A 25,691-nucleotide genomic window follows, 5' to 3' on the forward strand; every position below is an offset into this window, starting at 1 on the left:
TCTTCATGTCCTTTTGTTTAACAATGGGAAGCCTGACGCAGTAACTTCCAAGATCCAATCAAAAGGAGGAGAAGTTAAGTGGCAATCGAGTTAAAGACGCAATTTAAAAACAGTAAAAAAGTATATGTCGGAGGTTCAAGGCCAGACATACTTGTACCGATGAGAGAAATTGAACTGAGTAGGACGAATGTTTCCTTGGGCGTGGAAGAGAATGAACCGGTTCGTGTATACGATACAAGCGGACCATATACAGATGAGCGTTACCAAGTCGATATTCATAAAGGGTTACCTCCCGTTCGCACAGAGTGGATTCAAGAACGTCAAGATGTCACGGCTTACCCGGGACGTGAAATCGAGCCGGAAGATAACGGCTATAAAGGAGACGATCCTCGTGCAAACGTAGAGTCGTTCCCTACTATCAAACGTACCCCAATGCGGGCAAAAATGGGGCGTAATGTGACTCAAATGCATTATGCGAAAAAAGGAATCATTACACCGGAAATGGAGTTCATCGCGATCAGGGAAAATGTTGATCCTTCATTTGTAAGAGAAGAAGTAGCAAATGGCAGGGCCATCATTCCTGCCAATATCAATCATCCTGAATGTGAACCGATGATCATCGGCCGTCACTTTCATGTGAAAATAAACGCGAATATCGGAAACTCTGCCGTATCATCTTCCGTTGAAGAAGAAGTGGAGAAAATGACGTGGGCAACTCGTTGGGGTGCCGATACCATAATGGACTTATCAACAGGGAAAAACATTCATACAACAAGGGAGTGGGTCATTCGAAACTCCCCTGTCCCTGTTGGTACGGTACCGATCTATCAAGCACTTGAAAAAGTAAACGGAATTGCAGAGAATCTTACATGGGATGTGTACCGGGATACATTAATCGAACAGGCGGAGCAGGGAGTTGACTATTTCACCATTCATGCAGGTGTATTATTGCGGTATATTCAGCTGACGGCTGAGCGTACAACAGGCATTGTTTCCCGTGGAGGTTCAATCATGGCACAATGGTGTCTTGCCCATCATAAAGAGAACTTTCTTTATTCACATTTTGAAGATATATGTAAGATTTTAAAAGCCTATGATATCTCCGTTTCCTTAGGAGATGGTTTAAGGCCCGGATCAATTGCTGATGCGAATGATGAAGCACAGTTTGCCGAGCTTGAAACATTGGGCGAGCTAACCAAAATTGCTTGGAAGCATGATGTACAGGTGATGATTGAAGGCCCTGGTCATGTACCGATGCATATGATTAAAGAGAATGTGGATAAGCAAATGGAAATCTGTCATGAAGCTCCTTTTTATACCTTGGGCCCATTAACGACAGATATTGCCCCGGGGTATGATCACATTACTTCCGCCATAGGGGCTGCCATGATCGGTTGGTTTGGAACAGCCATGTTGTGCTATGTAACACCGAAAGAGCATCTCGGATTACCGAATAAAGATGATGTGAGAGAGGGTGTCATTGCATATAAAATCGCTGCACACGCAGCGGATTTGGCGAAAGGGCATCCAGGGGCACAAGTAAGAGATAATGCCGTTTCTAAGGCTCGATTTGAATTTAGATGGAATGACCAATTTAATTTATCCGTGGACCCGGAACGTGCAAGGGAATATCATGACGAAACACTTCCTGCAGAAGGGGCAAAAACGGCCCATTTTTGTTCAATGTGTGGACCGAAATTTTGTTCAATGAGAATATCACATGATATAAGGGAAATGAAGGAAAATAGCATTGATGACGCTCATAAGGAAATAGAAAAAGGGCTGAAAGAAAAATCGAAGGAGTTTGTGGAAAATGGATCAAACATCTATCGATGAACCTCTTAGCCATGTACTCAAATTGAAGAATGAGATCGTAAAGCTCAATCAGAGAGTCATCCAACTCGAAAAAGAAGTGAAGAGCATTCAGGAAAACTGCAGGCATGTCTTCTATGAAACGCAAGTAACAAGATCTTGTATCAAATGTCATTATGTAGAAAGTACCTATTATTAGAAACGTGTAAGTTATAGATTAAATTTCTTTTGACAGCTTGTATGTACCGTGCTACGATTATTACAAATTTCGGAATAGTAAATGAATATATATGTGTGACTCTTATTAAGAGAGGTGGAGGGACTGGCCCTATGAAACCCGGCAACCATTCAACCGATGTGTTGAAAAGGTGCTAATTCCTGCAAAGCAATTGGCTTTGGAAAATAAGAGAGGATTCTAATAGACATGAAGCCCTCTCTATCGCAAGAGAGGGCTTTTCTTTTTTTGAAATAAAAATTTAATAGACAAATGCAATAGGTGCTGAGTCATGCTCAGCTAAAAGGGAAGACCGGTGAAAATCCGGCACGGTCCCGCCACTGTAATGGGGAGCGACTTATCATTCAACCACTATTTCTGTTGAAATGGGAAGGGATAAGAAGCTGTGAACCTAAGTCAGGAGACCTGCCTGTTGTATGCGCTTATGCTCTACGTGGATATAGAGAGGGGTGAGGAATACGTGTTGAGAATACAAGAATGTCTCAACTCTAGTTAGTGATACGTATGAATCTCTCTTTCATTTGAAAGGGAGATTTTTTTGTTGATGACAACCATATCAAGTATAAGGAGTGAGGATTGAATGAGTAATGTGATTAGTTCCAATGTAGGATATCCAAGGATCGGTGAAAAGCGTGAATGGAAAAAGACCCTGGAACAATTTTGGGCAGGGAAGATTGAAAAGGATTCCTTCTTAGAACAAATGAAGGAAATAAGAGTCAACCATTTGAAGAAGCAATTAGAACAGGGGATTGATTTAGTTCCGGTTGGAGATTTCAGCTTATATGATCATGTGCTCGATACAGCCGTTATGTTCGGCTTGGTTCCCGAGAGGTTTCATTATAGTGGGGGTAAGGTCTCTCTTGAAACGTATTTTGAAATGGCCAGAGGCGCGAAGGACGCGGTGGCATTAGAAATGACAAAATGGTTTAACACCAACTATCACTATCTCGTGCCTGAGCTTGATGGGATCATACCTCAGTTAGTGGAAAATCGTCCCCTGCATTTATTTAGAGAGGCAAAACAAAAGCTAGGTATAGAAGGGAAACCGGTTATCTTAGGTCCTTTCACTTTTGTGAAATTGTCTAAAGGGTATGAAACCGGTGATTATAAAACTCTTGTTGATCAATTTGTCCCTCTTTATGCTGAAGTACTGCGTGAATTACAGGAAGAGGGGGTAGAGTGGGTACAAATGGATGAACCGATCTTATGCACATCCATCGGGGATGAAGAGATGGGTCAATTCAAAGAAGTCTATCAAACGCTTAAAGAATCCTGCCCCGGGTTAAAAATCATCCTTCAAACCTATTATGATAGTTTGGAAAGGTACCAGCGGGTGTTAGCATTGCCGGTAGATGGCATAGGGATAGATTTTGTGCATGATCGTGGTGAGAATTTGGCCGCGCTGAAAAGATTTGGCTTTCCTAAGGATAAACTCCTGGCTGCCGGCATTCTTGATGGCAGGAATATTTGGAGAAGTAATCTTGCGGATACCCATTCGCTTCTATCGTTCATTGCAGGGTATGTTCCGAGTGATCGCTTGATCATACAACCATCATGCAGTTTACTACATGTACCAGTAACCTTGCAGAATGAAGAAACACTTGGTACACCCCTCATTGACGCTCTATCATTTGCTGATGAGAAATTACATGAAATCTCTATCTTAACAAAGGGGATTCGTGAGGGAGCCGGGACAATAAACGATGATATCGTTCAAAGTGAAACGGCGATTAAGAATTTAAACGAATCACCACTGCGTAATAAGATAGAGGTGCAGGAAGAGGTGAAAGATCCTAACAATGTCGGGAGAAAAGATCCTTTCCATATTCGTAAACAGGAACAGGCCAAGTACTTTTCATTACCTTTTCTACCTACCACTACAATCGGCAGTTTTCCTCAAACCCAGGAAGTGAGAAGGCAAAGGCTGAAATGGAGGAAGGGAGATCTTTCTGAAGGGGAGTATCAGCAATATATTCAGGCAGAAATCAAACGTTGGATTGAAATTCAGGAACAAATCGGCCTTGATGTGTTTGTACATGGTGAATTCGAGCGGACGGATATGGTTGAATTCTTTGGTGAAAAATTAGAAGGTTTTCAATTTACGAAGTATGGCTGGGTACAATCATACGGTTCCAGATGTGTGAAGCCACCACTCATATATGGTGATGTGAAATTTAAAGAACCCATGACCGTTAGAGAAACTGTATACGCTCAATCCTTAACGGATAAACCGGTTAAGGGGATGTTAACGGGCCCGATCACGATTCTAAACTGGTCATTTGTTCGGAATGATGTATCACGTTATGAAGTAGCTAATCAAATCGCGCTTTCTCTCCAAAAGGAGATAGAGGAATTAGAAGCCAATGGCATTCGTATGATACAAGTCGATGAACCGGCACTTAGAGAAGGACTCCCTTTAAAGAGTGAGAATTGGGAGGAATATCTAAAGGCTGCCGTTTATGCTTTCAGATTGGCCACTTCATCTTTACAGAACCAAACCCAGGTCCATACCCATATGTGTTATTCGGATTTTGAAGATATTATAGATGCCATCAGTGATTTGGATGCTGATGTCATCTCAATTGAAACATCAAGAAGTCATGGGGAATTGATCCATGTTTTTGAAGATCATACGTATGATAAAGGGATAGGTCTTGGGGTATATGACATTCACAGCCCCCGGGTGCCGAAGCATGAAGAATTAATCCGTAATATACATCGGGCTCTTGAAGTGCTGGATGCCGATTTATTCTGGGTCAACCCGGATTGTGGTTTGAAAACACGTGGAATCGATGAGACGGTATCAGCTCTTAAAACCATGGTGGAAGCGGCGGAACAAGTGCGTGCAGAGATGCTCATGAAAAAGGAAGGATAATTGTCAATATGATCGAGTGCCGATGATTACGTTCCTTTGATCCACCTTTTCAAAATGCAGGGCGCAATTGAAAAGAATTGCGTCCTGCTCATAAGGAGATAAAAAGAAAATGCCATACATAGCCATAGGAAGAATCATTCAAGTATTTAATGAACATCAGCCAAAGCGCACTATCCTGTATTTGGTGAGTGATAAGGGGGTTGATGAGTTCCTACAAGGGAGGATTTCATTAAAAACCGCTTTAGCATGGCAGGCGGAAGAAAAGATATGCAATGTCTATGCTCCCAGTTAAAATATAGAGGGAGAAAAAAATAAGCTTCCCAAAATCCTTTGAATTGTGTTAACTTAAAGTTATACATAGTTTACATACACAAGGGGGATTTGAAAGTGAACGGAGAAAAATTAAGGGTGATCATTCACTGTGCCATCTTTGCTGCGATTACGGGGATTTTCGCTCAAATCGAGATTCCACTTCCACTCGTTCCTATCAGTGGGCAAACATTAGCAGTAGGAATTACAGCGACGATTCTTGGAAGCCGATATGGTGCGTTTGCCATGGTATGCTATGCAGCCCTGGGAGCAGTCGGTGTTCCTGTATTTGCAGGATTCAGTGGAGGTGCACAGGTACTGGTTGGGCCTACAGGAGGCTATATTTTCGGCTTTATCGTAGCGGCTTTCTTTACTGGATTCATTCTTGAGAAAACCAAATTCACGATTCCGATGGCGATGATTGCCAATACGGTCGGAATGATCATTACGTTGGTCCTGGGTACCATTCAACTGAAATTTGTTGCCGATCTTAGCTGGAATCAGGCAATGGCAGCAGGCGTTTATCCATTTATCGTAGTTGGACTTATCAAAGCATTCCTTGCAAGCTGGATTGGGATCACGGTAAGACAGCGTCTGGTTCAAGCCAGGTTGATCGGGAATCGGAAAGTAGCAGCATAATGAAAAAAAGTTGACTCTTTGTTGGGAGTCAACTTTTTTATGATTAAAATTTATACATAGACCAATAGCCAATATCTTTGAATCCGATTCGTTTATAAATTTTCCCTGCTTCGGGATTATCATAGAATAGGCACAACTCTTTTCCTTCTTCTAATACGTCACGACAAAGCTTCGTCATGCACTCCGTCGCATAGCCTTTTTTCTTATACTCAGGATGTGTACATACAGCGACAATCATCGCAGACATACTGTTTTCCGCGGTTGTGGAAGAAGAAGAAACAAATTTTCCGTCTTCTTCTACGTAATAGCTTCTCGACACTCCTGCTTCCATGCTATGTTTTCTTTTTTCTACAGAAAAGTCGCCACCACTGAATTCAGGGATGCTGTTCAACAGGTCCACAAGTTTAGGTAAATCAGTGAGGGTAGCCTGTTTTACATGAGGCAGGTCTTGTCGATCCATTGCTTCCGTGTTGTCACATTTAGCATAGTACATATGTCTTTTGGAATTAATTTCTCTGGATAAAAAGGGTTCGACCTGCGTCACAATCCTTTTTAAACCGGAAACGATGCTGTAGTCTTCGGTTCCATTGATGATTCCGGCAAACCCTTCTGCATCAAATTCACCCATGGAAAAAGGGATGAAGTTTTCTCTGTACTTAAGGAGGATTCCCCTCAAATTCCCTTCCGCATCAAAGTCGCCCCAAATTTTCTGAAAATCCTGTTCATACCCAAAGGCTTCAATATCCCCGATAATAAACAAATTCTCAGCAGGCTGCTGATGAATGAGTTGCTGGCAAAGACCATGATCCTGTTCTGTAAGCTGTCTGATCATCAAGTTCCCCTCCTGTAAATAATCATTATCATACCAAAATTAGAAATATTTAGTAAAGTATTATTTTTAGGAGAATTTCAATAATAGCGGGTACAAGTGGTGTAGCTTGCATAATTTTTGTTGGACTAACAGAAATTATGAATAGCTACACTTTTTTATGAAATACCATGCGTGGTTTTAAATTCATTAAAATAGGGAATCTTAGCATCAAACACAGTTATTAGGAGGGAAACTTTATGCTTTGGACCATTATTGGAATTCTTTTAGTCCTTTGGTTACTTGGATTGATTTTTAAAATCGGAGGAGCCATCATCCATGTATTACTTGTTATTGCCATTGTTGTATTCTTATTTAACAGAATAACCGGGCGAAAGAAAGGGCTATAACCCCTTACAATATCAAAGGTCCGTCCCTCGAATTCGAGGGACGGACCTTTGATATATAGACTATTTAACGGCTGGGCCGCCTTTAAGTTCGATTTCAGATGGTACGTTTGAGAATTTCTTGAAGTTTTCGTTGAATTTGTGGGCAAGTTCTTTTGCCTTCACTTCATAGGCTGCTTCATTGGACCAGGTTCTCTTTGGTTGAAGGACTTCGTCAGGAACACCAGGAACGTGAACAGGGATGTTCAGACCAAAGATGTCGTCCGTTTCTGTTTCAACGTGAGTCAGTTCCCCTTCAAGAGCTGCTTGAATCATAGCACGAGTGTACGATAACTTCATGCGGTTTCCAACACCGTATTCTCCACCGGTCCAACCAGTGTTCACTAAGAATACTTGTGCATTGTGCTCATCGATTTTCTTCCCAAGCATTTCGGCATAACGAGTGGCAGGGAGCGGCAGGAATGGTGAGCCAAAGCACGTCGAGAATGTGGCCTGTGGTGAAGTGATTCCGCGCTCAGTACCTGCAAGCTTCGATGTATAACCGCTCAAGAAGTGGTACATTGCTTGTTCTTTCGTCAGTTTGCTGATTGGAGGCAATACCCCGAATGCATCTGCCGTTAAGAATACAATGGTATTCGGATGTCCTGCAACACTTGGTTCAACGATGTTTTCCATCGCTTGAAGAGGGTACGCAGCACGAGTGTTTTCTGTTAATGAGTTATCCTCATAATCAGCGATGCGGGAATGGTCATCGAGAACCACATTTTCAAGGACAGAACCGAAACGGATCGCATCAAAGATCTGAGGCTCCTTTTCACGTGTCAGTCCAATACACTTAGCGTAACAGCCGCCTTCAATATTGAATACACCGTTCGGGGACCATCCGTGCTCATCATCGCCGATTAAACGGCGGTTAGGGTCTGCGGACAATGTCGTTTTCCCTGTACCGGATAAACCGAAGAACAATGCCACATCTCCTTCGCGTCCAACATTTGAAGAACAGTGCATGGAAAGGATATCGGATTCTGGAAGCACATAGTTCATGACAGAGAAGATCGATTTCTTCATTTCACCTGCATACTCAGTTCCGCCAATTAAGACAATTCTTCTTTCAAATGATACAATGATAAATGTTTCAGAGTGAGTTCCATCTTCTGCTGGATCTGCCTTGAAGTTAGGGGCAGAAACGACGGTGAATTCTGATTGATGACCCTTTACCTCTTCTTCTGAAGGGCGAATGAATAATTGGTGAGCGAAAAGATTATGCCAAGCGAGTTCGTTGATCACTTGAATCGGTAGTCTATGTTTTGGGTCAGCACCTGCGAACCCTTTGAATGAAAATACTTCTTCTTTTTCTTTTAAGTAATCTAATACTTTTGTATATAGTTTATCGAATGATTCTGAAGAGATTGGTTGATTGACAGAACCCCACTCAATCTTATCCTTTGTGGATGGTTCTTCTACAATGAATTTATCCTTAGGAGAGCGTCCTGTGTATTTACCAGTTTCTGCTCTGACTGCACCTGATGATGTTAAAACGCCTTCATTTCGTTGAAGGACTTTTTCAACTAATTGGGAAACAGATAATTGTTCCTGAATGTTTTGACCGTTAAGTAATTCTGTTAATTCATTAGACATGCTCACTGAATTCATTAGAACCCTTCCTTTATATAAATTTAATGATCTCGTTTACTTCACAAAAATAGTATAACACAATTGAATCATTAGTCTATACTATTTATTCAATTTTATATTGTGTCTTCATATTGTCACATTTTTTGTCCAAATATAGCTTGTATCTTCTTATATATATGAAGGAAATATCATAATGTTTAGCCTCAATGCCTAATTAGGTTATTTTATGAGGGCAAGATAGGTTGGAATCATAAATAGAGTAAGCTTAAATGGTTAAACATGTCACTCGAAAAAAAGTTGACACCCTTTGTACGAAACGTTATCATAGTTCCTTGAACGGATACTCTTATCCTGAGCTGGTGGAGGGAGCAGACCCTATGAAACCCAGCAACCTGCTATATAGTGAATGGATCTTATTCTTTTGAAACGATCCGATTAAGCGAAGGTGCTAAACTGAGGCAAGGTCTAAGAACCTTGAACGATAAGAGAGAAAAGGCGCGGCTATGATCTGAAACCTTTCCTCTAATGCTTTTTTCGAGGAAGGGTTTTTTCTGTTTATAGTGGATCAAATGCACATAATTCATGATTTTCTTATAAAAACTTCATGTTTACTTCATACTACTTAGGGAAATGAGTACCGTATCTGTTTAATGTTTTGTTAGATTAAAGTCTAACAATTATGCTTAAGGAGGAACCTTGATGTCAACTAAACGTCGTCTGTTTACATCTGAGTCCGTAACGGAAGGACATCCAGATAAAATTTGTGACCAAATCTCTGATTCAATTCTTGATGCAATTCTTACAAATGATCCGAATGCTCGTGTAGCATGTGAAACGTCTGTTACGACGGGTCTTGTTCTTGTTGCAGGTGAAATTACAACCAATACGTATGTCGATATTCCAAAAATCGTTCGTGAAACGATCCGTGAAATTGGCTACACTCGTGCGAAATATGGCTTTGATGCTGAAACATGTGCTGTATTAACATCCATCGATGAACAATCTGCTGATATCGCTCAAGGTGTTGATCAGGCACTTGAAGCCCGTGAAGGTAAAATGACGGATGAAGAAATCGATGCAATTGGTGCAGGTGACCAGGGGTTAATGTTTGGATTCGCTTGTAATGAAACGAAAGAGCTTATGCCTCTTCCGATTTCCCTTGCTCACAAAATTTCCCGTCGTCTGACTGAAGTTCGTAAAGAAGAAATCCTTCCTTACTTACGTCCGGATGGAAAAACTCAAGTAACCGTTGAATATGATGAAAACGATAAGCCGGTTCGCATTGACACGATCGTTATCTCAACTCAGCATCACCCTGAAGTGTCACTTGAGCAAATCCAACGTAACTTAAAAGAATATGTCATCGATCCTGTTGTACCGAAAGAACTGATCGATGAGCAAACAAAATACTTTATCAACCCGACTGGTCGTTTCGTTATCGGCGGACCACAAGGTGATGCAGGATTAACAGGACGTAAAATCATCGTTGACACATACGGCGGATACGCTCGTCACGGCGGCGGTGCATTCTCTGGTAAGGATGCAACAAAAGTGGACCGTTCTGCAGCCTATGCAGCACGTTATGTAGCGAAGAACATTGTGGCAGCAGGACTTGCTGACAAATGTGAAGTTCAATTAGCGTATGCAATCGGTGTCGCTCAACCGGTATCCATCTCAATTGATACTTTTGGAACAGGTAAAGTATCAGAAGACGTACTCATTGACGTTGTTCGCAATAACTTTGATCTGCGTCCTGCAGGAATCATCAAAATGCTGGACCTTCGTCGTCCGATCTACAAGCAGACGGCTGCTTACGGACACTTTGGCCGTAACGATATTGATCTTCCTTGGGAGCGTACAAACAAAGCGGAAGCATTAAAAGCGGAAGCGTTAAGCGAATAAGGAAATAGAGAGATAGAAGAGACCAACACTTTTTTTATAGTGTTGGTCTTTTTAGTTGTGGCGGATTGTAGTGAAATGAGATGTTCTGTGTCTATCGGCAGATAAAATTGATTTTTTGCAGATAAATCTTGAAATGGCAGACAACCATCAAGTTCATCATTTTTTTACCAGCCACACATGAAAAAATTCCATGAGTAAGCAAAGGCTGGTTGGGGTATCCCAAGTATAGGATATTAAAATGGTTTGATGCTTTTATAATATTGTCCTTTTTCTGCGTATTCTCTGGAGATGCGCTTCATTTCGCTAATATCATGTTCGTTTAACTCTCTCACTACTTTTGCCGGCCGGCCGAATGCCAGTGTGTTGGGAGGAATGACCTTCCCTTGTGGAACAAGGCTTCCTGCCCCAATAAATGCCCCTTCACCAATTTCAGCATTATCGAGAATGATCGATCCCATGCCGATTAAAGCTTTTTTTCGGATTTTGCAGCTATGTAGAATCACTCCATGGCCTACGGTTACTTCATCTTCAAGAATAAGAGGGTTATTTGGACTCTGATGAAGAATGGAATTATCCTGTATATTTACTTTATTACCGATTTTCGTTGGAGCGACATCCCCTCTGATGACGGTGTTAAACCAGATGCTGGACTCTTCACCGACCTCCACGTCCCCGGAGATGGTCACATGATCGGCAATGTATGCCGAATGAGCGATGATTGGTTTTTTATCATAATATGGATAGAGCATTTTTTACTACCCCTTTCAATAATATTTACTATAATAATGGTAGCAGAATTCATTCACATAGAGAACTATTAAGGAGGAATTGCCATGTGGAAATGGGAAACAGATCAAGAAGCAAAGGCAGTCATCGTTATCATTCATGGAGCAATGGAGCATCATGGCCGGTACGGTTGGCTCATTGAAATGTGGCGTGCAGCAGGCTTCCATGTCATCATGGGGGATTTACCGGGTCAGGGTATGACTTCAAGAAGTCAAAGAGGACATATTGATTCGTTTGATGAATATATAGTGGAAGTGAAAGATTGGGTACAGGCGGCGTATCAATTTGAATTGCCTGTATTTGTGATTGGTCATAGTATGGGTGGGCTCGTTGCGGTGCGTATGCTTCAGGAATCCCATGTGAACCTGGCAGGTGTGATATTGTCCTCACCATGTTTAGGCTTGGTCACGACCCCTTCAAAACCGATCGAGCTCTTGTCCCACGGTTTGAATAAGATCGCTCCCATGGTGAAATTTCCATCAGGATTAACGATTGATATGGCAACAAGAAATGCAGATGTACGTGAAATTGACAGCAACGATTCACTCTATATCACCAAGGTGTCTGTCCGCTGGTACAGGGAGCTCGCCCATGCGATCAAACTGGCTTTTATAAACCTGGAAAAAATGCCTGACGTTCCTCTGCTCGTTCTGCAGGCTGGTGACGACAAAATCGTCGATAAAAAAGCAGTGAAAAAATGGTTCAACGAACTGTCTTTATCTGAAATGCATTACAAAGAATGGCCGAAATGCTATCATGAAATCTATAATGAACCAGAAAGAGAAGATATCTTTGAATACTCGAAGATTTTCATTGAAAGTCGTTTGAAAGCGCTAGGATACATTTTGTAAAAGAGGTGGTAAAGGTGTCGATCCCAAGTGATCCCTTTTCGTTAATGACAAGAGTATACCGAAATGTTTTTCCGATTGTTAATAAAGAACTAGATGAGTGGAAGAGACGGGCAGAAGCGATCCCCAATCAGGAACTAAGAAGTCAGGCCCTTGCCAGTATCGAACATAAAACATTTCATTGTGAAGGTGGATCGATCCTTTCCCTGCTGGCACTGGACAAAAAAGAAGACACGATTCGATTTATCGTCGCCTATCAAACCATAAGTGATTATTTGGATAATCTGTGTGATCGAAGCGTTTCCCTGGATCCCGACGATTTTGCCCTTCTTCATCAATCCATGAAAGATGCCTTGACGGTGGGTGCTGAGCCTGCCAATTACTATGCTTTAAGGGCCGATCAGGATGACGGGGGATATCTGAGGGATTTAGTGCTTACCTGTCAGTCCGTACTTGAATCATTGACCCACTATAATAGCATCCAAAAGGATCTTATACAGCTTTGTGAATACTACTGCGACTTGCAGATACATAAACATGTAAGAAAAGAGGAAAGGGTAGGAAGGCTGCAGAATTGGTTTGAAACTCACCGTGCGAACCTTCCGGAAATGAATTGGTACGAGTTTTCCGCCTGCTCCGGATCGACACTTGGCATCTTCTGTTTAGTGTCATACGCATGCCGAAGTGATTTTCAGCCATCTTATACAGAAAAAATCAAACAAGGATATTTTCCATACATTCAAGGATTACACATTCTTCTTGATTACTTCATCGATCAGGATGAGGATCATGAGGGGGGAGACTTGAACTTCTGCTTTTATTATGAAGATGATGAGCATTTAAAAGAGCGTCTTCTTCATTTCCTTCAGAAGGCAGACGAACACACCCATGAACTGCCCCATGCCCATTTTCACCGCCTGATCAACAAAGGACTCATAGGCGTCTACCTGTCAGACGACAAGGCAAACAAACAAGAAAAAGTACAATCCTTCTCCAAACAATTCATCGCACAAGCCGGCTGGATCACCAGATTCTTCTACATAAACGGAAAAATCTACCGAAAATGGAGAAATCGGAAAAAAACATCCTGAAAAAGAGGGACGGACCTTCGAAACAAGTTTCGAAGGTCCGTCCCTTTTTTTGTCTGTTTTATCAAACTATAGTCGGTAGGTAGTATACTAAATTCGACCTTAAATACCATATTTATACAAATAATATTCGTTGACATCTTTCAATTTATGACAATTTACTCATTAAAAATATTGCAGAATACAATACTATTTACCTAAATATATATTATTTCGTAATACTAAGTAACTAATGTATTCTGAAAATATTTACTTTTCAGAATAATGGAGTATATTTTAATTAGTGTAAAAATTTAGTGCATAACAAGAGGGGGAAACGTGTTTGAAATCTCGTAAAGTATTATCGATGGCCATGGTCGCGGCATTAAGTGTAGGGGCATTTGCCGTACCTGCATCAGCTGCAACCACAGTGCCTGAAAATGTGTTAGCGAAGCCGACGGTGAAACATGATCATAAACATGGAGGGCCTTTTGATTTAGGCATTGCGAATGATGAACGCCTGATTGAAATGCTGAAGGAAGAAGGCAAAATTAAGCAAAATGCGACACCTGCCGAAGCGGAGAAAGCATTGCAAAAGTTCCTGAAAGCGAAAGCGGATTCTGCTGAAAAACAAGCGGAAGAAGGCGAACTACACGGTGAAGAAGCAGAAGCGAAGTCTAAGCTTCAAAAAGAAATGAAGAATAACAGCTTGACTTCAGGTAAGGGAAATAAGCTTGGACAAGCTAAGAAGAATGCACCGGCTTCTGTGGAGGAAGAAGCGTATGATGGCGTGAAAAGAACGGATGACGTGTTAGTTCTTTTAGTGGATTATCCTGACAAGCCTCATAATACATTAACTCCGGATGAAACTGATATGTATTATGATGATGAGGATGCTTATTCTAGAGCACATTATCAAGACATGCTGTTTGGTGAAGGTGGTTGGACAGGCCCAGACGGTAAAAACTATGTTTCCATGAAGCAATATTATGAACAACAATCGGGTGGAAGCTATTCTGTAGAAGGTGAAGTTGCCGGTTGGTATACAGCAAGTAAGCCGGCAGCAGCATATGGTGGTAATGACCCACAACCCGATGGTAGTGACGTGAATGCAAGAGGTCTTGTAAAAGAAGCTTTAGAGGCAGCAGCTGCAGATCCGAATGTAAACCTTGCTGACTATGACAAATGGGATCGTTATGATCTCGATGGGGATGGGGATTATCTTGAGCCAGACGGACTTGTTGATCACTTAATGGTTATTCACTCTGGTGTGGGTGAAGAAGCAGGCGGGGGGTCATTAGGGTCAGACGCAATCTGGTCTCATCGTTGGAATTTAGGTGGTATTTTCCCAATCGAAGGTTCTCCGGCACCTGAAGTGGATTATTGGGGAGAAGGAACAATGTATGCCTACGACTACACTATCGAACCTGAAGACGGTGCTGTCGGGGTTATGGCCCACGAATTTGGACATGATTTAGGTCTTCCAGATGAGTACGATACTCAGTACACAGGAACAGGTGAGCCGGTAAGCTATTGGTCCATCATGGCAAGCGGAAGCTGGGCCGGGGATATTCCGGGAACTCAGCCTACAGGGTTCAGTCCTTATATGAAAGAAATGCTTCAGTCTTCTGCTGTAGTGGATAGTGAAGGTACTCAAGGGAACTGGTTAAATGGAGAAGAAACCAACTTAGAAGACATTACTAAAGCAGGAACAGAACTATTACTCGACGAAGCAAACACAAAAGGAACAAATAACGACGTAGTCAAAGTCAATCTTCCTAAAAAAGAAACAGTCATCAATGAGCCGGCAAGCGGTGAATATGAGTATTTCTCAGGAAGTGCAGATGACTTACACAATTATTTAACTACTACTGTGGATTTAACGAATGCTACATCTGCTGAGTTCAATTTCAAAGCCTGGTATGACATCGAGAAAGATTGGGATTATGCATATGTAACAGTAAATGGCGAGCCTATTGCTAGTGATATTACTACAAATGAGGATCCATATGATGTTAATGAAGGAAATGGTATCACAGGCTCTTCTGACGGTTGGATAGATGCTTCTTTCGATTTGTCTGATTATGCAGGAGAAGAAGTTGAGGTAGCCATTGAGTACGTAACAGACGGAGCAGTTTCAAATCCTGGTTTATATGCAGATGATTTATCTGTAGTGGTCGATGGACAAGAAGTATTGTTTGATGACGCTGAAGGCGATGAAAAATTCGTTTTAGACGGCTTCACGAAAAACGACGGTATCAAGCGCTCAGACCACTACTACCTACTGGAATGGCGCAGCCACAACGGTGTAGATAAAGGTCTTGCCAACATCCGCCGTGGTGCAAGCTTAATGAAATATGATGGTGGTTTGGTAGTATGGTACGTTGACAAACAATTCAGCGAAAACTGGACAGGAATTCACCCTGGAGATGGATTCGTCGGTGTTGTCGATGCAGACCAAAAGACAAATTATTGGAGCGACGGCACAGTTGGATCGACTCGTTACCAGGTTCACGATGCTGCATTCAGCTTAAATAAATCTGAGAAAATGTTCTTGGATTACTCTGATATTACTGGTATCACGATGAAAGACAACCACACTAAACGTAACCCATTATTTGACGACAGTGCAGATTACAGCAACAAAGGTATGGTAGACGCGGGACGTAACGTACCGAATTACGGATTGAATTTCCGTGTAACAGGAGAAAGTGCTGACGGTACAGTCGGTAAAGTGTTAATCTACAAAAAATAAGTAAGTTAAGGGTGACTGCCATCTCGGCAGTCACCCTTTAAGCATGTTAGTGGACATTTTTTACTACTGAATTGATAATAATACTCACATCAATTAAAGGAGATGTCCATTTTGAAGCTTAGTGTTTTAGATCAATCACCCATTTCAGAAGGAATGAGCCCACAAGAGGCTTTACATCATACAGTACAATTAGCACAACATGTCGAGAAGTTGGGATTTGAACGTTTCTGGGTATCCGAGCATCATGATTCAACGGGATTGGCAGGTTCCTCCCCGGAGGTGTTGATCGCCCATCTGGCACAGAATACGTCAAGAATCCGTGTAGGTTCCGGAGGGGTTATGCTTCCTCATTACTCTTCTTATAAAGTAGCGGAAAACTTTCGGTTGCTTGAAGGGCTGAACCCGAATCGTATTGACTTAGGCCTCGGGAGGGCACCTGGCGGAATGCCGATGGCAACGATGGCCCTGCACGACGGGAAGCCGAGGGACGTCAATCGATATCCTGAACAAATCGATGATCTGCTGGGGTACTTAACCGATTCATTACCGGATACCCATCCCTACCAGGGCTTAACCGCAGCACCGATAATTGAAACGATGCCGGAAGTTTGGATGCTCGGTTCAAGTCCATCCAGTGCGATGCTGGCGGCACAAAAAGGATTACCGTATACCTTTGCCCAGTTTATTAACGGGGAAGGCGGCCCTCAATATACGCAGGCTTACAGAAATAACTTTGTTCCTTCCGAATACCTGAAGGAGCCAAAGAACATCGTAGCCGTGTTTGCCATCTGTGCCGAAACGGATGAAGAAGCAGGAAGAGTCGCATCCAGCATAGACTTAGCGATCTTAATGATTGAACAAGGCATGCGTTCAAACGGGACACCAAGCCCTGAAAAAGCGGCAGCTTATCAGTACACCCCATTTGAAGAAATGAGAGTGAGGGAAAATCGCAAACGCATGGTAGTGGGAAATCCTAAAAAAGTGAAAGAACAACTACTTTCACTCAGTGAACAGTACGAAACAGATGAAATCATGCTCGTCAGCATCACCCATGACTTTCAAGATAAACTTAAATCATTTGAATTAATTGCTAAGGAATTATTATAGAAAATAGGGACGGACCTCGAAAAGGTCCGTCCCTATTTTTATTGTCCAGCTTATGCTTGTCGCCTCTAGTCAAAGCCCTTACGCTTTTCTTTTTATCGTTTCTCCAATGCCACAATAAATGGAGGGTTATTCAGCTGGTTCATGAATTGATAGCGAAGGACGTGGACGTAGTTTTGGTCCAGTTTTTCCACGTAGCGAAGGATATAGTCCCGTTCTACCGCTCCTTCCGGGTGACCATGATAAATGACAAGGACAAGGATCCCTTCAGGTGCCATCATTTCCAGGATTTGATTCAAGGCGAGTATCGTTGTTTTTGGGCGGGTGACAATTTCTTTGTCGCCACCGGGTAAGTACCCAAGGTTAAAGATTGCGCCTGTCACTTTCCCGTGATGGACGGGAGGAATGACATTCATCACTGTCTCGTGACCTTGTTGAAAGAGTGTCACCCGGTGAGCAAGGTCATGGGTGATGAGCTGTTCTTTCGTGTTTTCTATGGCATCCTCTTGGATATCAAAACCGTATACCCGGCCATTTTCTCCGACTAACCGAGCCAGGAATAAAGTGTCATGCCCATTCCCGAGTGTTGCGTCTATTGTAATGTCTCCTGGTTTGACAGCCCGTTCCAGAAGCTCTCTTGCAAAAGGTAAGATACGATCTAATTTCATGTTTTCACATCCACTTTATAGTATTTTCCCTGCCAGCTGTCCCGGCGTTTAAGTTCATCATCAATGGCGTTCAATACACTCCATTTATTCACGCTCCACATCGGTCCGATCATCAGGTCGATAGGTCCGTCCCCCGTAATGCGGTGAACGATCATTTCCGGTGGAATGACTTCCAGCTGATCGCAAACCAATTTTACGTAATGATCGAAATCCATGAAGTCGAGCAGTCCTTTTTCGTATTGCTTGACCATGGGAGTTCCTTTCAGTAAATGCAAGAGGTGGATTTTAATTCCCTGGACGTCAAGCTTGGCCACTTCACGTGCCGTTTCCATCATCATTTCTTCATCTTCTTGAGGAAGTCCGTTAATAATATGGGAACAGACCCGTATACCGTGTTTTCTTAATTTATTGACTCCATCGACATAGCACTGATAATCGTGGGCCCGATTGATCAACGAGGCGGTCTTTTCGTGAACGGTTTGCAGACCCAGTTCTACCCATAAATAGGTTCTTTCGTTCAATTCAGCTAAATATTCGACTACATCGTCAGGAAGGCAGTCCGGACGGGTAGCGATGGAAATACCTACAACACCCTCTTGCCCGAGAACGGATTCGTATTTCTCTTTTAGCACATCAACAGGTGCGTGAGTGTTGGTGAAGGCTTGGAAATACGCCATATACTTACCGTCTTTCCACTTCTTGTGCATTCTTCCTTTAATATCATTGAATTGCTTTTCTAAGGAGTCTATCCTGCTCCCGGCAAAGTCTCCAGAGCCGGCAACACTGCAAAAAGTACAGCCGCCATGGGCGACCGTGCCATCCCGGTTCGGGCAATCGAAGCCGCCATCCAAAGCAACCTTAAAGACTTTATGTCCAAAGTGATTTCGTAAATGGTAGTTCCACGTATGATATCGTTTTAAATCTGTGGCATATGGAAATGGGTTTGTCTCGATGACAAACACCTCCTACGTTTCAATGTGTAAAAAAAAAGTATGTATGGCTCAAAGAGATTTTACCATGAACACGGGGTCAAATGTATCCTGCATAGAGAAATAGGTGAAGATTACCACTTCTGAAACGGGCAATCAGGTTCAAACTAAGATGGAGGAGAGTAAGGATGGGACCTTCCTCTTCTTTATTCTATACGTCAAGGAGGTAGTCGAAATGGCAACAAGAAATTCGGTTGATGAATGCATTCAAAAGTGTGAAGATGCCATTCGTTACGCTCAAGAACAATATAAATCCGGGACACAGCAAGAGCATTACCACGATGTGGAATACACTCAAGCCATGCAGCAGCTTGAAGAAGCGGTGAATGATGTGGCTCATTTGGCCAACAGCGCCAACTCTCAACAGCGTGAGCAATTGCATCGCATGAGACTTCAGCTTCAGGCCTTACAAAATGAGATGATTTTGTTAGATCATGATCCAAATGTAGTAGGAGGTAAATTACATTGACCACTCGTTCCGATAAAAAAAACCCTGAACAAAAGACCCGCAGTGAATTCCGTAATTTAGATACAGAATTCGGGGCTGAAAACAATCCTGTCAAAGCTGCGAAAAAGCGTTACGAAAAACAAGGACAGCCTGTTAAGTCCGATCATCATAACGGAAAATAATGGACAGAAACCAGGTGCTCTTTAAATACGTGCACCTGGTTTTTTAAGTTATGAAAAAGGACATCTATTTTGAGAAAAAATTCTTGCCCCCTTTCACAAAAAAGAGTAAAATCCTTTTGGGACTCGAAATAAAATGATGGAAAGGGGGCAGAAACATGCCCAAATCATTATGGTTGCTTGTCATTGGAATGATGGTGAATGTGACAGGTGCCTCTTTTTTATGGCCTCTTAATACCATTTATCTTCATGAGAATTTAGGGAAGTCACTGTCTGTAGCGGGAATTGTGCTGATGATGAACGCTGGAGCGAGCGTCATCGGTAATCTGATCGGGGGAACACTCTTTGATAAGTTTGGTGGATACCGCTCGATATTAGTAGGGATTTCCATTACCTTGACTGCACTCATCGGGATGAATATTTGGCATGGCTGGCCTCACTATGTGGTCTTTTTGACCATTGTTGGATTTGGCTCAGGGATTGTATTTCCTTCCATGTATGCCATGGCAGGTTCGGTATGGCCTGAAGGTGGACGGAAAGCATTCAATTCCGTCTATGTGGCGCAAAATATTGGAGTTGCCGTTGGAGCCGCATTAGGAGGATTCGTCGCCTCGTTTTCCTTTAACTATATATTCTTAGCGAATCTTAGTATGTATATCGTCTTTTTCTTCATTGCCTTATTGGGTTATCGAAACATTTCCGTTAACGGTCATCAAACATCCGTGTTGAATGAGTCTAAGGTGATAAGGGATAAATCGAAACTGAAGGCACTGCTCTTCATTTGTGTGGCCTATTTATTATGTTGGATGGGCTATGTACAATGGCAATCCACTATTGCAACGTACACCCAGGAAATCAATATTTCCTTGAAACAATATAGCTTATTGTGGACGATCAATGGAGCATTGATTGTGCTTGCACAGCCACTTTTATCGAAAGCCATCAAGCGGTTTGAACATAATTTAAAGCTTCAAATTATGATTGGGACGATTATTTTCATGGTTTCGTTCGCAGTGGCTTCGATTGCCGATCAATTTCAATGGTTTGCCATTGCCATGATCATTCTGACGATTGGTGAGATGCTCATATGGCCGGCTGTTCCTACCATTGCTAACTCACTGGCTCCAAAAGGGAGAGAAGGATTCTATCAGGGAATCGTCAATAGTACAGCAACAGGAGGGAGAATGATTGGACCGTTTATCGGAGGAGTATTAGTGGACGTATTCAGCATGCAGGTGTTGTTTATGACGTTGATCGCTTTCTTCATGGTTTCATTAGTCATTACGAGTCAATATGACCGACCGTTGAAAAAGAAAAGCCCAGTCTCCGTATCGGTTCAACAATAAAGAAACCCCCAATGAGAATTCATTGGGGGTTTCTCCATATAAAAAGGGCTCCCGTTTCCTACGGAAGCCCACTTGCAAAAAATTGAGGCGAGAGATCAGCAAACGCCACATCGTTTGTTGTCACAAGGACGTGATCCCCGACTTACACAATTCAGCTCATCGCTATAATAGAATAGCATAGGACTTATAAGAAAACAAGACTATTTTACAAAAAATAATCTAATCAGTTAGATTAAAGGAAGTTTTAGAAATATTTATAGTCGTTTCTAAGAAGCATTACTATAGAAAAATAGGAATGGGAAAAAAATCGAATAAAAACGTAACGATTGGATGCAGAACGTTAGGTTAAACCTTTTTCTTGAGCCAATATTTTATGAGTGGACCCGTATTTCCAAACACAGGGTCCAATGATGGACGCGGAACGTTCTTAATTTCAATTAGAACACTTGGCCGTTCACGCAATGAACCTTTTTTCAAATTATAATCGTCCCCGTTCGGATAAGCACCTGCGACTTTAAAGTCGGGACTTGAGGATAATTTCTTATGTCCGGTCCCGGCTGGAAGGATGATCACATCACCTTTATGGACCGTCACTTCCTCGCCCATTTCGCCACCTAATTGAACCGTTGCCTCACCTTCCATGACCCCTAATGCTTCATGTGCATTACTATGGTAATGGTGGTAATCATATATGCCATTTGTCCAACTATTGAGCCACTGATTTCTGTTAAAGAGCTTTTCGGCGTCATGAGGATGATCAAGTGCATTCCGGTAAATGATTACGGGCAGGTCCGGGTTGTTCGGGATGATTCCATCGTCTTCGAAATAAAATATCTTCAGTTCTGCGATTTTCATCCTTTCATTCCTCCATTCATTGTTAAGAAGTTTCCCTAATTCCGTATAAATTAAACCGATTCTCCACTAGTAATTGAAAGATTGGCAAACCGTTTTCATTTCCGCAACGAAGGTGATTGTATGTGCTACTATAGATGTATACGTTCTCTTTCAAAAACAGAGGAGGCAACGGAAATGAGCAGCTTATTAAAAAAGGTATCCGTCGAAATGATTGAAATCATTCTTGAGAACGCATTCGAATGGTTGGTCGTCGTTGATAACGAAGGCACGATTATCTATATAAATGACAATTACTGTCACTTTCTTGAAGTAGAACGAGATAAAGCGATTGGCTCACATGTGACTAATGTCATCGAAAACACACGTATGCATATTGTTGCGAATAGTGGCAAAGAGGAAGTGGCAGACCTTCAATATATAAAAGGGAACTATATGATCGCCAATCGGATTCCGATTCGGGTTGATGGCAAAGTAATAGGAGCATTTGGTTCAGTGATCTTCCGGGACACGAGTGAATGGATGCAAATGAGTTCTCACGTAAAGAACATGATGTCAAAAATTCAAAGTTACATCCAGGATATCAATACAGGCGTGAAATACACGCTGAATGATATTATCGGTGAATCACCCGGGATGAATGAATTGAAGGACAAAGCTCAAATGATTGCCCCCAGTGACATTTCGATCCTGATCAGAGGGGAGAGCGGAACGGGTAAAGAACTGTTCGCCCATAGTATTCACCAGCTGAGCGAAAGAAGCGGACAACCTTTTATTAAAGTGAACTGCGCGGCGATCCCGGAGCAGCTACTGGAATCAGAGCTATTCGGTTACGAAGAAGGAGCTTTTACAGGAGCGAAAAAGGGTGGTAAAAAAGGGAAGTTTCAGCTGGCTCATAAGGGAACACTATTCCTTGATGAAATCGGGGACATGCCTCTCAACATGCAGGCGAAGCTTCTCAGGGCTTTACAGGAAGGGGAGGTCGAAGCCGTCGGTTCAACAAGGATTCAGCATGTGGATGTCCGCATCATCGCCGCAACGAACCGACCCCTTGAAAAAATGATGGAAGAAAAACGATTTCGAAGCGACCTGTACTATCGTATTAATGTAGTCCCCTTTCAAATTCCCCCTCTCCGTGAGAGGAAGGAAGATATCGAGAATTTGGCTGCCTTTTTCTTGGGGAAATCCACAAAATCATCGGGGAAACGGATTCAAGGATTTGAAAACGAAGTGATCCAGATCTTTCGTTCCTATAGCTGGCCCGGGAATCTGCGTGAATTAGAAAATGTCATTAACGCCTCCACCTATTTGTCTAATGAAAGCTGGATCTCTCTTCAGTCACTGCCTTCTTATATGAAGGTCGGAAACTTATATGATGTCGGCACTAAGACATTAAAAGAAATCCTCGAAGAAACGGAAAAATCCGTGTTGACTCAAAGTCTGCAAACTCATCAGCACGATAAACGAAAGGTTGCAGAGACACTGGGAATAAGTAAATCAAGTATGTATGAGAAGTTAAATAAATATCAGCTCCTATAATATGATTGTGCCGTCAGTCCGGAAATATGGAAAATAGTCCATGTTTCCGGACTGTTTTGTTTTTTGTGTAAATATGTACATTTCGTGACTGAAATGCTGAATCTGTCCAGAATCCTGGAATTTTTATAATGTGGGGGTGAGGAAATGAGTGGATGAGTAGTAATCTGAAAGTTGGCACAATTGTTGCATGTATTCTTTTTGAAAGTATTTTATGGAAAGGAGAGAAAAAGAGAAGATAAAAATGTAAACGATTTCATTTTAATTTGATCATCTTTAGAGAACAAAGGGGGAAATATCATGTTAAGCATGATCGGTCTTATTGGAGGACTCATTTTATTAATCTTTTTAACGATGAGGGGCATGAACATATTGATTGTTGGTCCCATATCGGCTTTATTCGTCGCAGTTTTGAGTGGGATGCCGCTCTTTCCTCAGTTAGCTGGTGAAGGGGAAGCGAATCTCGTTTCAAACTATATGTCAGGTTTTACAAGCTTCGTCGCTGCCTGGTATCTGATGTTCTTATTAGGTGCCGTTTTTGGAAAAGTGATGGAAGACAGCGGAGCAGCTGATAGTGTCTCACGGTTTGTAGTAGAAAAACTGGGGATGAAGTATGCCGTGTTCGCCATTGTGCTTGCCTGTGCGGTCTTAACATACGGGGGAGTCAGTCTCTTTGTAGTTGCATTCTCTGTTTATCCTATGGCCGTTAGTTTATTTAAACAAGCGGATCTGCCGCGCCGTTTCATTCCTGCGGCATTAGCATTCGGATCGGTCACGTTCACGATGACTTCTGCAGGTTCACCTGAGATCCAAAACTGGATCCCGATTGAATATCTGGGGACGACACCATATGCAGGCTGGGAAGTCAGCTTGATCGTTGCCGTGTTTATGGCGGTGTTTGGCTACTGGTGGTTAAAACGTATGATCACTAAAGCAGTCAATAAAGGAGAGAAGTTTCATTCACGTGAAGAAGATCCGGTCATTGATGAAGGAAGACCTTTACCTAATCCGTTCATGGGATTGGTGCCATTATTAGTCGTCCTTATCCTGGCTTTCACTTTCCACGATTCTTTAAAACAATCCGCTCTTATCATTGCCTTATTAGGTGGTGTCATTTCAGCTTATGTGTTGAATCGCAAATATTTCAAAGGCTTCTGGGGAGCTGTTTCCGAAGGTACGGTTGGAGCATTGATCGCTATCGGTAACACAGCTGCAGTCGTTGGATTCGGAGGAGTGGCCAAAGCCGTTCCAGCCTTCAGTACAGCCGTTGATGTCATGACGAATATTCCTGGATCCCCATTGATCGGTGGAGCCATCGCCGTCAGTGTGATAGCAGGGATGACCGGTTCAGCTTCCGGTGGTCAAGCGATCGCATTGCCGATCCTCGCTCCTCACTATGTTGATATGGGTGTGAATCCTGAAGCCCTTCACCGGGTAGTCGCGATATCTTCAGGAGCACTGGACTCATTGCCGCACAATGGATATGTCGTGACGACGATCCGCTCGATCTGTAATGAATCACATGGAGAAGCGTATGGCGCGGTAGGTGCAGTAACCGTCATTGTCCCACTTATCGGTTTAGCATTAGCGATTCTTTTATTCTCATTTGGCGTAGGGATCTAAGAAAGGAGTATCATCATGGTTGAAAACAAAGTTGTATTCATAACAGGGGCAGCGCAAGGAATCGGATACGAAATCGGAAGAGAATTCGCTGCTAATGGAGCGAAAGTCGTCCTGACGGATCTGCAGGAAGACGCCGTTCAAAAAACCTCAGAGGCCCTTAAGGCAGAAGGGCATGAAGTTCTTGGATTGCGCTGTGACGTGACATCGGAATCGGAAATAAAAGAGGCAATCGCTAAAACGGTGGATCACTACGGGAAGCTGGATGTATTGATCAATAATGCAGGACTTCAGCATGTGTCCCATATTGAAGAGTTCCCGACAGAGAAATTTGAACTTCTCATAAAAGTCATGTTGACCGCTCCATTTATCGCGATCAAACATGCCCTGCCTTACATGAAGGAGCAGGGGGCAGGACGGATCATCAACATGGCCTCCATTAATGGCTTAGTCGGTTTTTCCGGCAAAGCCGCCTATAATTCTGCCAAACACGGAGTCATCGGCCTCACAAAGGTAGCGGCATTGGAAGCGGCACAGCATGGAATTACCGTGAATGCGGTTTGTCCGGGCTACGTGGACACCCCCCTGGTTCGCAATCAGCTGGGGGACCTTGCCAAAACGCGCAATATCCCGTTTGAGAGAGTGATAGAAGAAGTCATCTATCCTCTCGTACCGCAGAGAAGATTACTGGATGTCAAAGAAATTGCAGACTATACCATGTTCCTGTGCAGCGACGCAGCCAAGGGAATTACCGGGCAGGCAGTCGTGCTGGACGGCGGGTATACGGTTCAGTAGCCTGATGGAGGAGAAACGACCTTTTAGGAGGTCGTTTTTTTTATTGATGTGGAGTCGAGAGAAAAGTGAAGTGTGT

General features: G+C 42.6%; 22 protein-coding genes and 3 riboswitches. Of the genes, 16 read left to right on the forward strand and 6 right to left on the reverse strand.

Annotated elements, in window-relative coordinates:
- Positions 1 to 78: 78 nt before the first annotated feature.
- From thiC to ACOSV2_RS19810, 4 genes are all read left to right on the forward strand, one after another.
- Complete coding sequence (gene thiC, locus ACOSV2_RS19795) at positions 79 to 1,836, forward strand: phosphomethylpyrimidine synthase ThiC (protein WP_428976568.1); 1,758 nt, start codon at positions 79 to 81, stop codon at positions 1,834 to 1,836.
- The gene (locus ACOSV2_RS19800; protein ID WP_428976569.1) at positions 1,814 to 2,011 is read left to right on the forward strand and encodes a hypothetical protein; all 198 of its coding nucleotides are present in this window, start codon (positions 1,814 to 1,816) and stop codon (positions 2,009 to 2,011) included. Before thiC ends, ACOSV2_RS19800 begins: the two co-directional genes overlap by 23 nt.
- A gap of 99 nt (positions 2,012 to 2,110) precedes the next feature.
- A riboswitch (SAM riboswitch) is annotated at positions 2,111 to 2,221 on the forward strand.
- A 68-nt stretch (positions 2,222 to 2,289) separates the two neighbouring features.
- Positions 2,290 to 2,474, forward strand: a riboswitch (cobalamin riboswitch).
- A 153-nt stretch (positions 2,475 to 2,627) separates the two neighbouring features.
- Positions 2,628 to 4,922, forward strand: coding sequence for a 5-methyltetrahydropteroyltriglutamate--homocysteine S-methyltransferase (gene metE / locus ACOSV2_RS19805; RefSeq protein ID WP_428976570.1), 2,295 nt, complete (start codon positions 2,628 to 2,630; stop codon positions 4,920 to 4,922).
- Positions 4,923 to 5,303: 381 nt separating this feature from the next.
- On the forward strand, positions 5,304 to 5,870 hold the full coding sequence (locus ACOSV2_RS19810; protein WP_428976571.1) for a biotin transporter BioY: 567 nt from the start codon (positions 5,304 to 5,306) through the stop codon (positions 5,868 to 5,870).
- 43 nt (positions 5,871 to 5,913) lie between these two features.
- On the opposite strand, the gene ACOSV2_RS19815 is transcribed toward ACOSV2_RS19810, so the two are convergent.
- Positions 5,914 to 6,702: a GNAT family N-acetyltransferase gene (locus ACOSV2_RS19815; protein WP_428976572.1), complete on the reverse strand. Its 789-nt coding sequence runs from the start codon at positions 6,700 to 6,702 to the stop codon at positions 5,914 to 5,916.
- A gap of 236 nt (positions 6,703 to 6,938) precedes the next feature.
- On the opposite strand from ACOSV2_RS19815, the gene ACOSV2_RS19820 reads away from it, so the two are divergent.
- Positions 6,939 to 7,088: a lmo0937 family membrane protein gene (locus ACOSV2_RS19820; RefSeq protein WP_113969836.1), complete on the forward strand. Its 150-nt coding sequence runs from the start codon at positions 6,939 to 6,941 to the stop codon at positions 7,086 to 7,088.
- A gap of 60 nt (positions 7,089 to 7,148) precedes the next feature.
- Here ACOSV2_RS19820 and pckA read toward each other — a convergent pair whose 3' ends face one another.
- On the reverse strand, positions 7,149 to 8,738 hold the full coding sequence (pckA, locus tag ACOSV2_RS19825) for a phosphoenolpyruvate carboxykinase (ATP) (RefSeq protein ID WP_428976573.1): 1,590 nt from the start codon (positions 8,736 to 8,738) through the stop codon (positions 7,149 to 7,151).
- A gap of 325 nt (positions 8,739 to 9,063) precedes the next feature.
- Positions 9,064 to 9,208: riboswitch (SAM riboswitch) on the forward strand.
- A gap of 211 nt (positions 9,209 to 9,419) precedes the next feature.
- Between pckA and metK the strand changes: the two genes are divergently transcribed.
- Positions 9,420 to 10,622 (forward strand): methionine adenosyltransferase, encoded by a 1,203-nt coding sequence (gene metK / locus ACOSV2_RS19830; RefSeq protein WP_428976574.1) that lies wholly within the window; start codon positions 9,420 to 9,422, stop codon positions 10,620 to 10,622.
- Positions 10,623 to 10,855: 233 nt separating this feature from the next.
- Here metK and ACOSV2_RS19835 read toward each other — a convergent pair whose 3' ends face one another.
- On the reverse strand, positions 10,856 to 11,371 hold the full coding sequence (locus ACOSV2_RS19835) for a gamma carbonic anhydrase (RefSeq protein WP_113969833.1): 516 nt from the start codon (positions 11,369 to 11,371) through the stop codon (positions 10,856 to 10,858).
- 84 nt (positions 11,372 to 11,455) lie between these two features.
- Here ACOSV2_RS19835 and ACOSV2_RS19840 point away from each other — a divergent pair, with 84 nt between their 5' ends.
- The 4 genes from ACOSV2_RS19840 to ACOSV2_RS19855 all read left to right on the forward strand — a co-directional run bounded on the left by ACOSV2_RS19840 (position 11,456) and on the right by ACOSV2_RS19855 (position 17,185).
- Entirely contained in the window at positions 11,456 to 12,259 is an 804-nt protein-coding gene (locus ACOSV2_RS19840) for an alpha/beta fold hydrolase (protein WP_113969832.1), read from the forward strand.
- Positions 12,260 to 12,273: 14 nt separating this feature from the next.
- Entirely contained in the window at positions 12,274 to 13,347 is a 1,074-nt protein-coding gene (locus ACOSV2_RS19845; RefSeq protein ID WP_428976575.1) for a tetraprenyl-beta-curcumene synthase family protein, read from the forward strand.
- Positions 13,348 to 13,690: 343 nt separating this feature from the next.
- On the forward strand, positions 13,691 to 16,078 hold the full coding sequence (locus ACOSV2_RS19850; protein ID WP_428976680.1) for an immune inhibitor A domain-containing protein: 2,388 nt from the start codon (positions 13,691 to 13,693) through the stop codon (positions 16,076 to 16,078).
- A gap of 102 nt (positions 16,079 to 16,180) precedes the next feature.
- A complete protein-coding gene (locus ACOSV2_RS19855) occupies positions 16,181 to 17,185 on the forward strand; it encodes an LLM class flavin-dependent oxidoreductase (protein WP_428976576.1) in 1,005 nt (334 codons plus the stop codon).
- Positions 17,186 to 17,277: 92 nt separating this feature from the next.
- On the opposite strand, the gene ACOSV2_RS19860 is transcribed toward ACOSV2_RS19855, so the two are convergent.
- Both ACOSV2_RS19860 and ACOSV2_RS19865 read right to left on the reverse strand, forming a co-directional pair.
- Complete coding sequence (locus ACOSV2_RS19860; protein WP_428976577.1) at positions 17,278 to 17,850, reverse strand: tRNA (mnm(5)s(2)U34)-methyltransferase; 573 nt, start codon at positions 17,848 to 17,850, stop codon at positions 17,278 to 17,280.
- Positions 17,847 to 18,812 carry a TIGR01212 family radical SAM protein gene (locus tag ACOSV2_RS19865; RefSeq protein WP_428976578.1) on the reverse strand — a complete coding sequence of 322 codons (966 nt, stop codon included), beginning with the start codon at positions 18,810 to 18,812 and terminating at the stop codon, positions 17,847 to 17,849. Before ACOSV2_RS19865 ends, ACOSV2_RS19860 begins: the two co-directional genes overlap by 4 nt.
- Before the next feature lie 202 nt (positions 18,813 to 19,014).
- Here ACOSV2_RS19865 and ACOSV2_RS19870 point away from each other — a divergent pair, with 202 nt between their 5' ends.
- The 3 genes from ACOSV2_RS19870 to ACOSV2_RS19880 all read left to right on the forward strand — a co-directional run bounded on the left by ACOSV2_RS19870 (position 19,015) and on the right by ACOSV2_RS19880 (position 20,812).
- Complete coding sequence (locus ACOSV2_RS19870; RefSeq protein WP_113969827.1) at positions 19,015 to 19,308, forward strand: YtzC family protein; 294 nt, start codon at positions 19,015 to 19,017, stop codon at positions 19,306 to 19,308.
- A complete protein-coding gene (locus tag ACOSV2_RS19875) occupies positions 19,305 to 19,469 on the forward strand; it encodes a glycogen biosynthesis protein GlgD (RefSeq protein WP_428976579.1) in 165 nt (54 codons plus the stop codon). The genes ACOSV2_RS19870 and ACOSV2_RS19875 overlap by 4 nt, the downstream gene beginning before the upstream one ends.
- A gap of 155 nt (positions 19,470 to 19,624) precedes the next feature.
- Positions 19,625 to 20,812 carry an MDR family MFS transporter gene (locus ACOSV2_RS19880; RefSeq protein WP_428976580.1) on the forward strand — a complete coding sequence of 396 codons (1,188 nt, stop codon included), beginning with the start codon at positions 19,625 to 19,627 and terminating at the stop codon, positions 20,810 to 20,812.
- Between the two features lie 345 nt (positions 20,813 to 21,157).
- Here the strand turns inward: ACOSV2_RS19880 and ACOSV2_RS19885 are convergent, their stop codons facing one another.
- Entirely contained in the window at positions 21,158 to 21,667 is a 510-nt protein-coding gene (locus ACOSV2_RS19885) for a cupin domain-containing protein (RefSeq protein WP_428976581.1), read from the reverse strand.
- Positions 21,668 to 21,841: 174 nt separating this feature from the next.
- Between ACOSV2_RS19885 and ACOSV2_RS19890 the strand changes: the two genes are divergently transcribed.
- The 3 genes from ACOSV2_RS19890 to ACOSV2_RS19900 all read left to right on the forward strand — a co-directional run bounded on the left by ACOSV2_RS19890 (position 21,842) and on the right by ACOSV2_RS19900 (position 25,615).
- Entirely contained in the window at positions 21,842 to 23,203 is a 1,362-nt protein-coding gene (locus ACOSV2_RS19890) for a sigma-54 interaction domain-containing protein (RefSeq protein WP_428976582.1), read from the forward strand.
- 297 nt (positions 23,204 to 23,500) lie between these two features.
- Entirely contained in the window at positions 23,501 to 24,823 is a 1,323-nt protein-coding gene (locus tag ACOSV2_RS19895; RefSeq protein WP_113969822.1) for a GntP family permease, read from the forward strand.
- A 15-nt stretch (positions 24,824 to 24,838) separates the two neighbouring features.
- Positions 24,839 to 25,615: a 3-hydroxybutyrate dehydrogenase gene (locus tag ACOSV2_RS19900; protein WP_428976583.1), complete on the forward strand. Its 777-nt coding sequence runs from the start codon at positions 24,839 to 24,841 to the stop codon at positions 25,613 to 25,615.
- Positions 25,616 to 25,691 lie beyond the last annotated feature (76 nt).

The sequence above is a fragment of the Rossellomorea sp. DUT-2 genome (genome assembly GCF_052665285.1).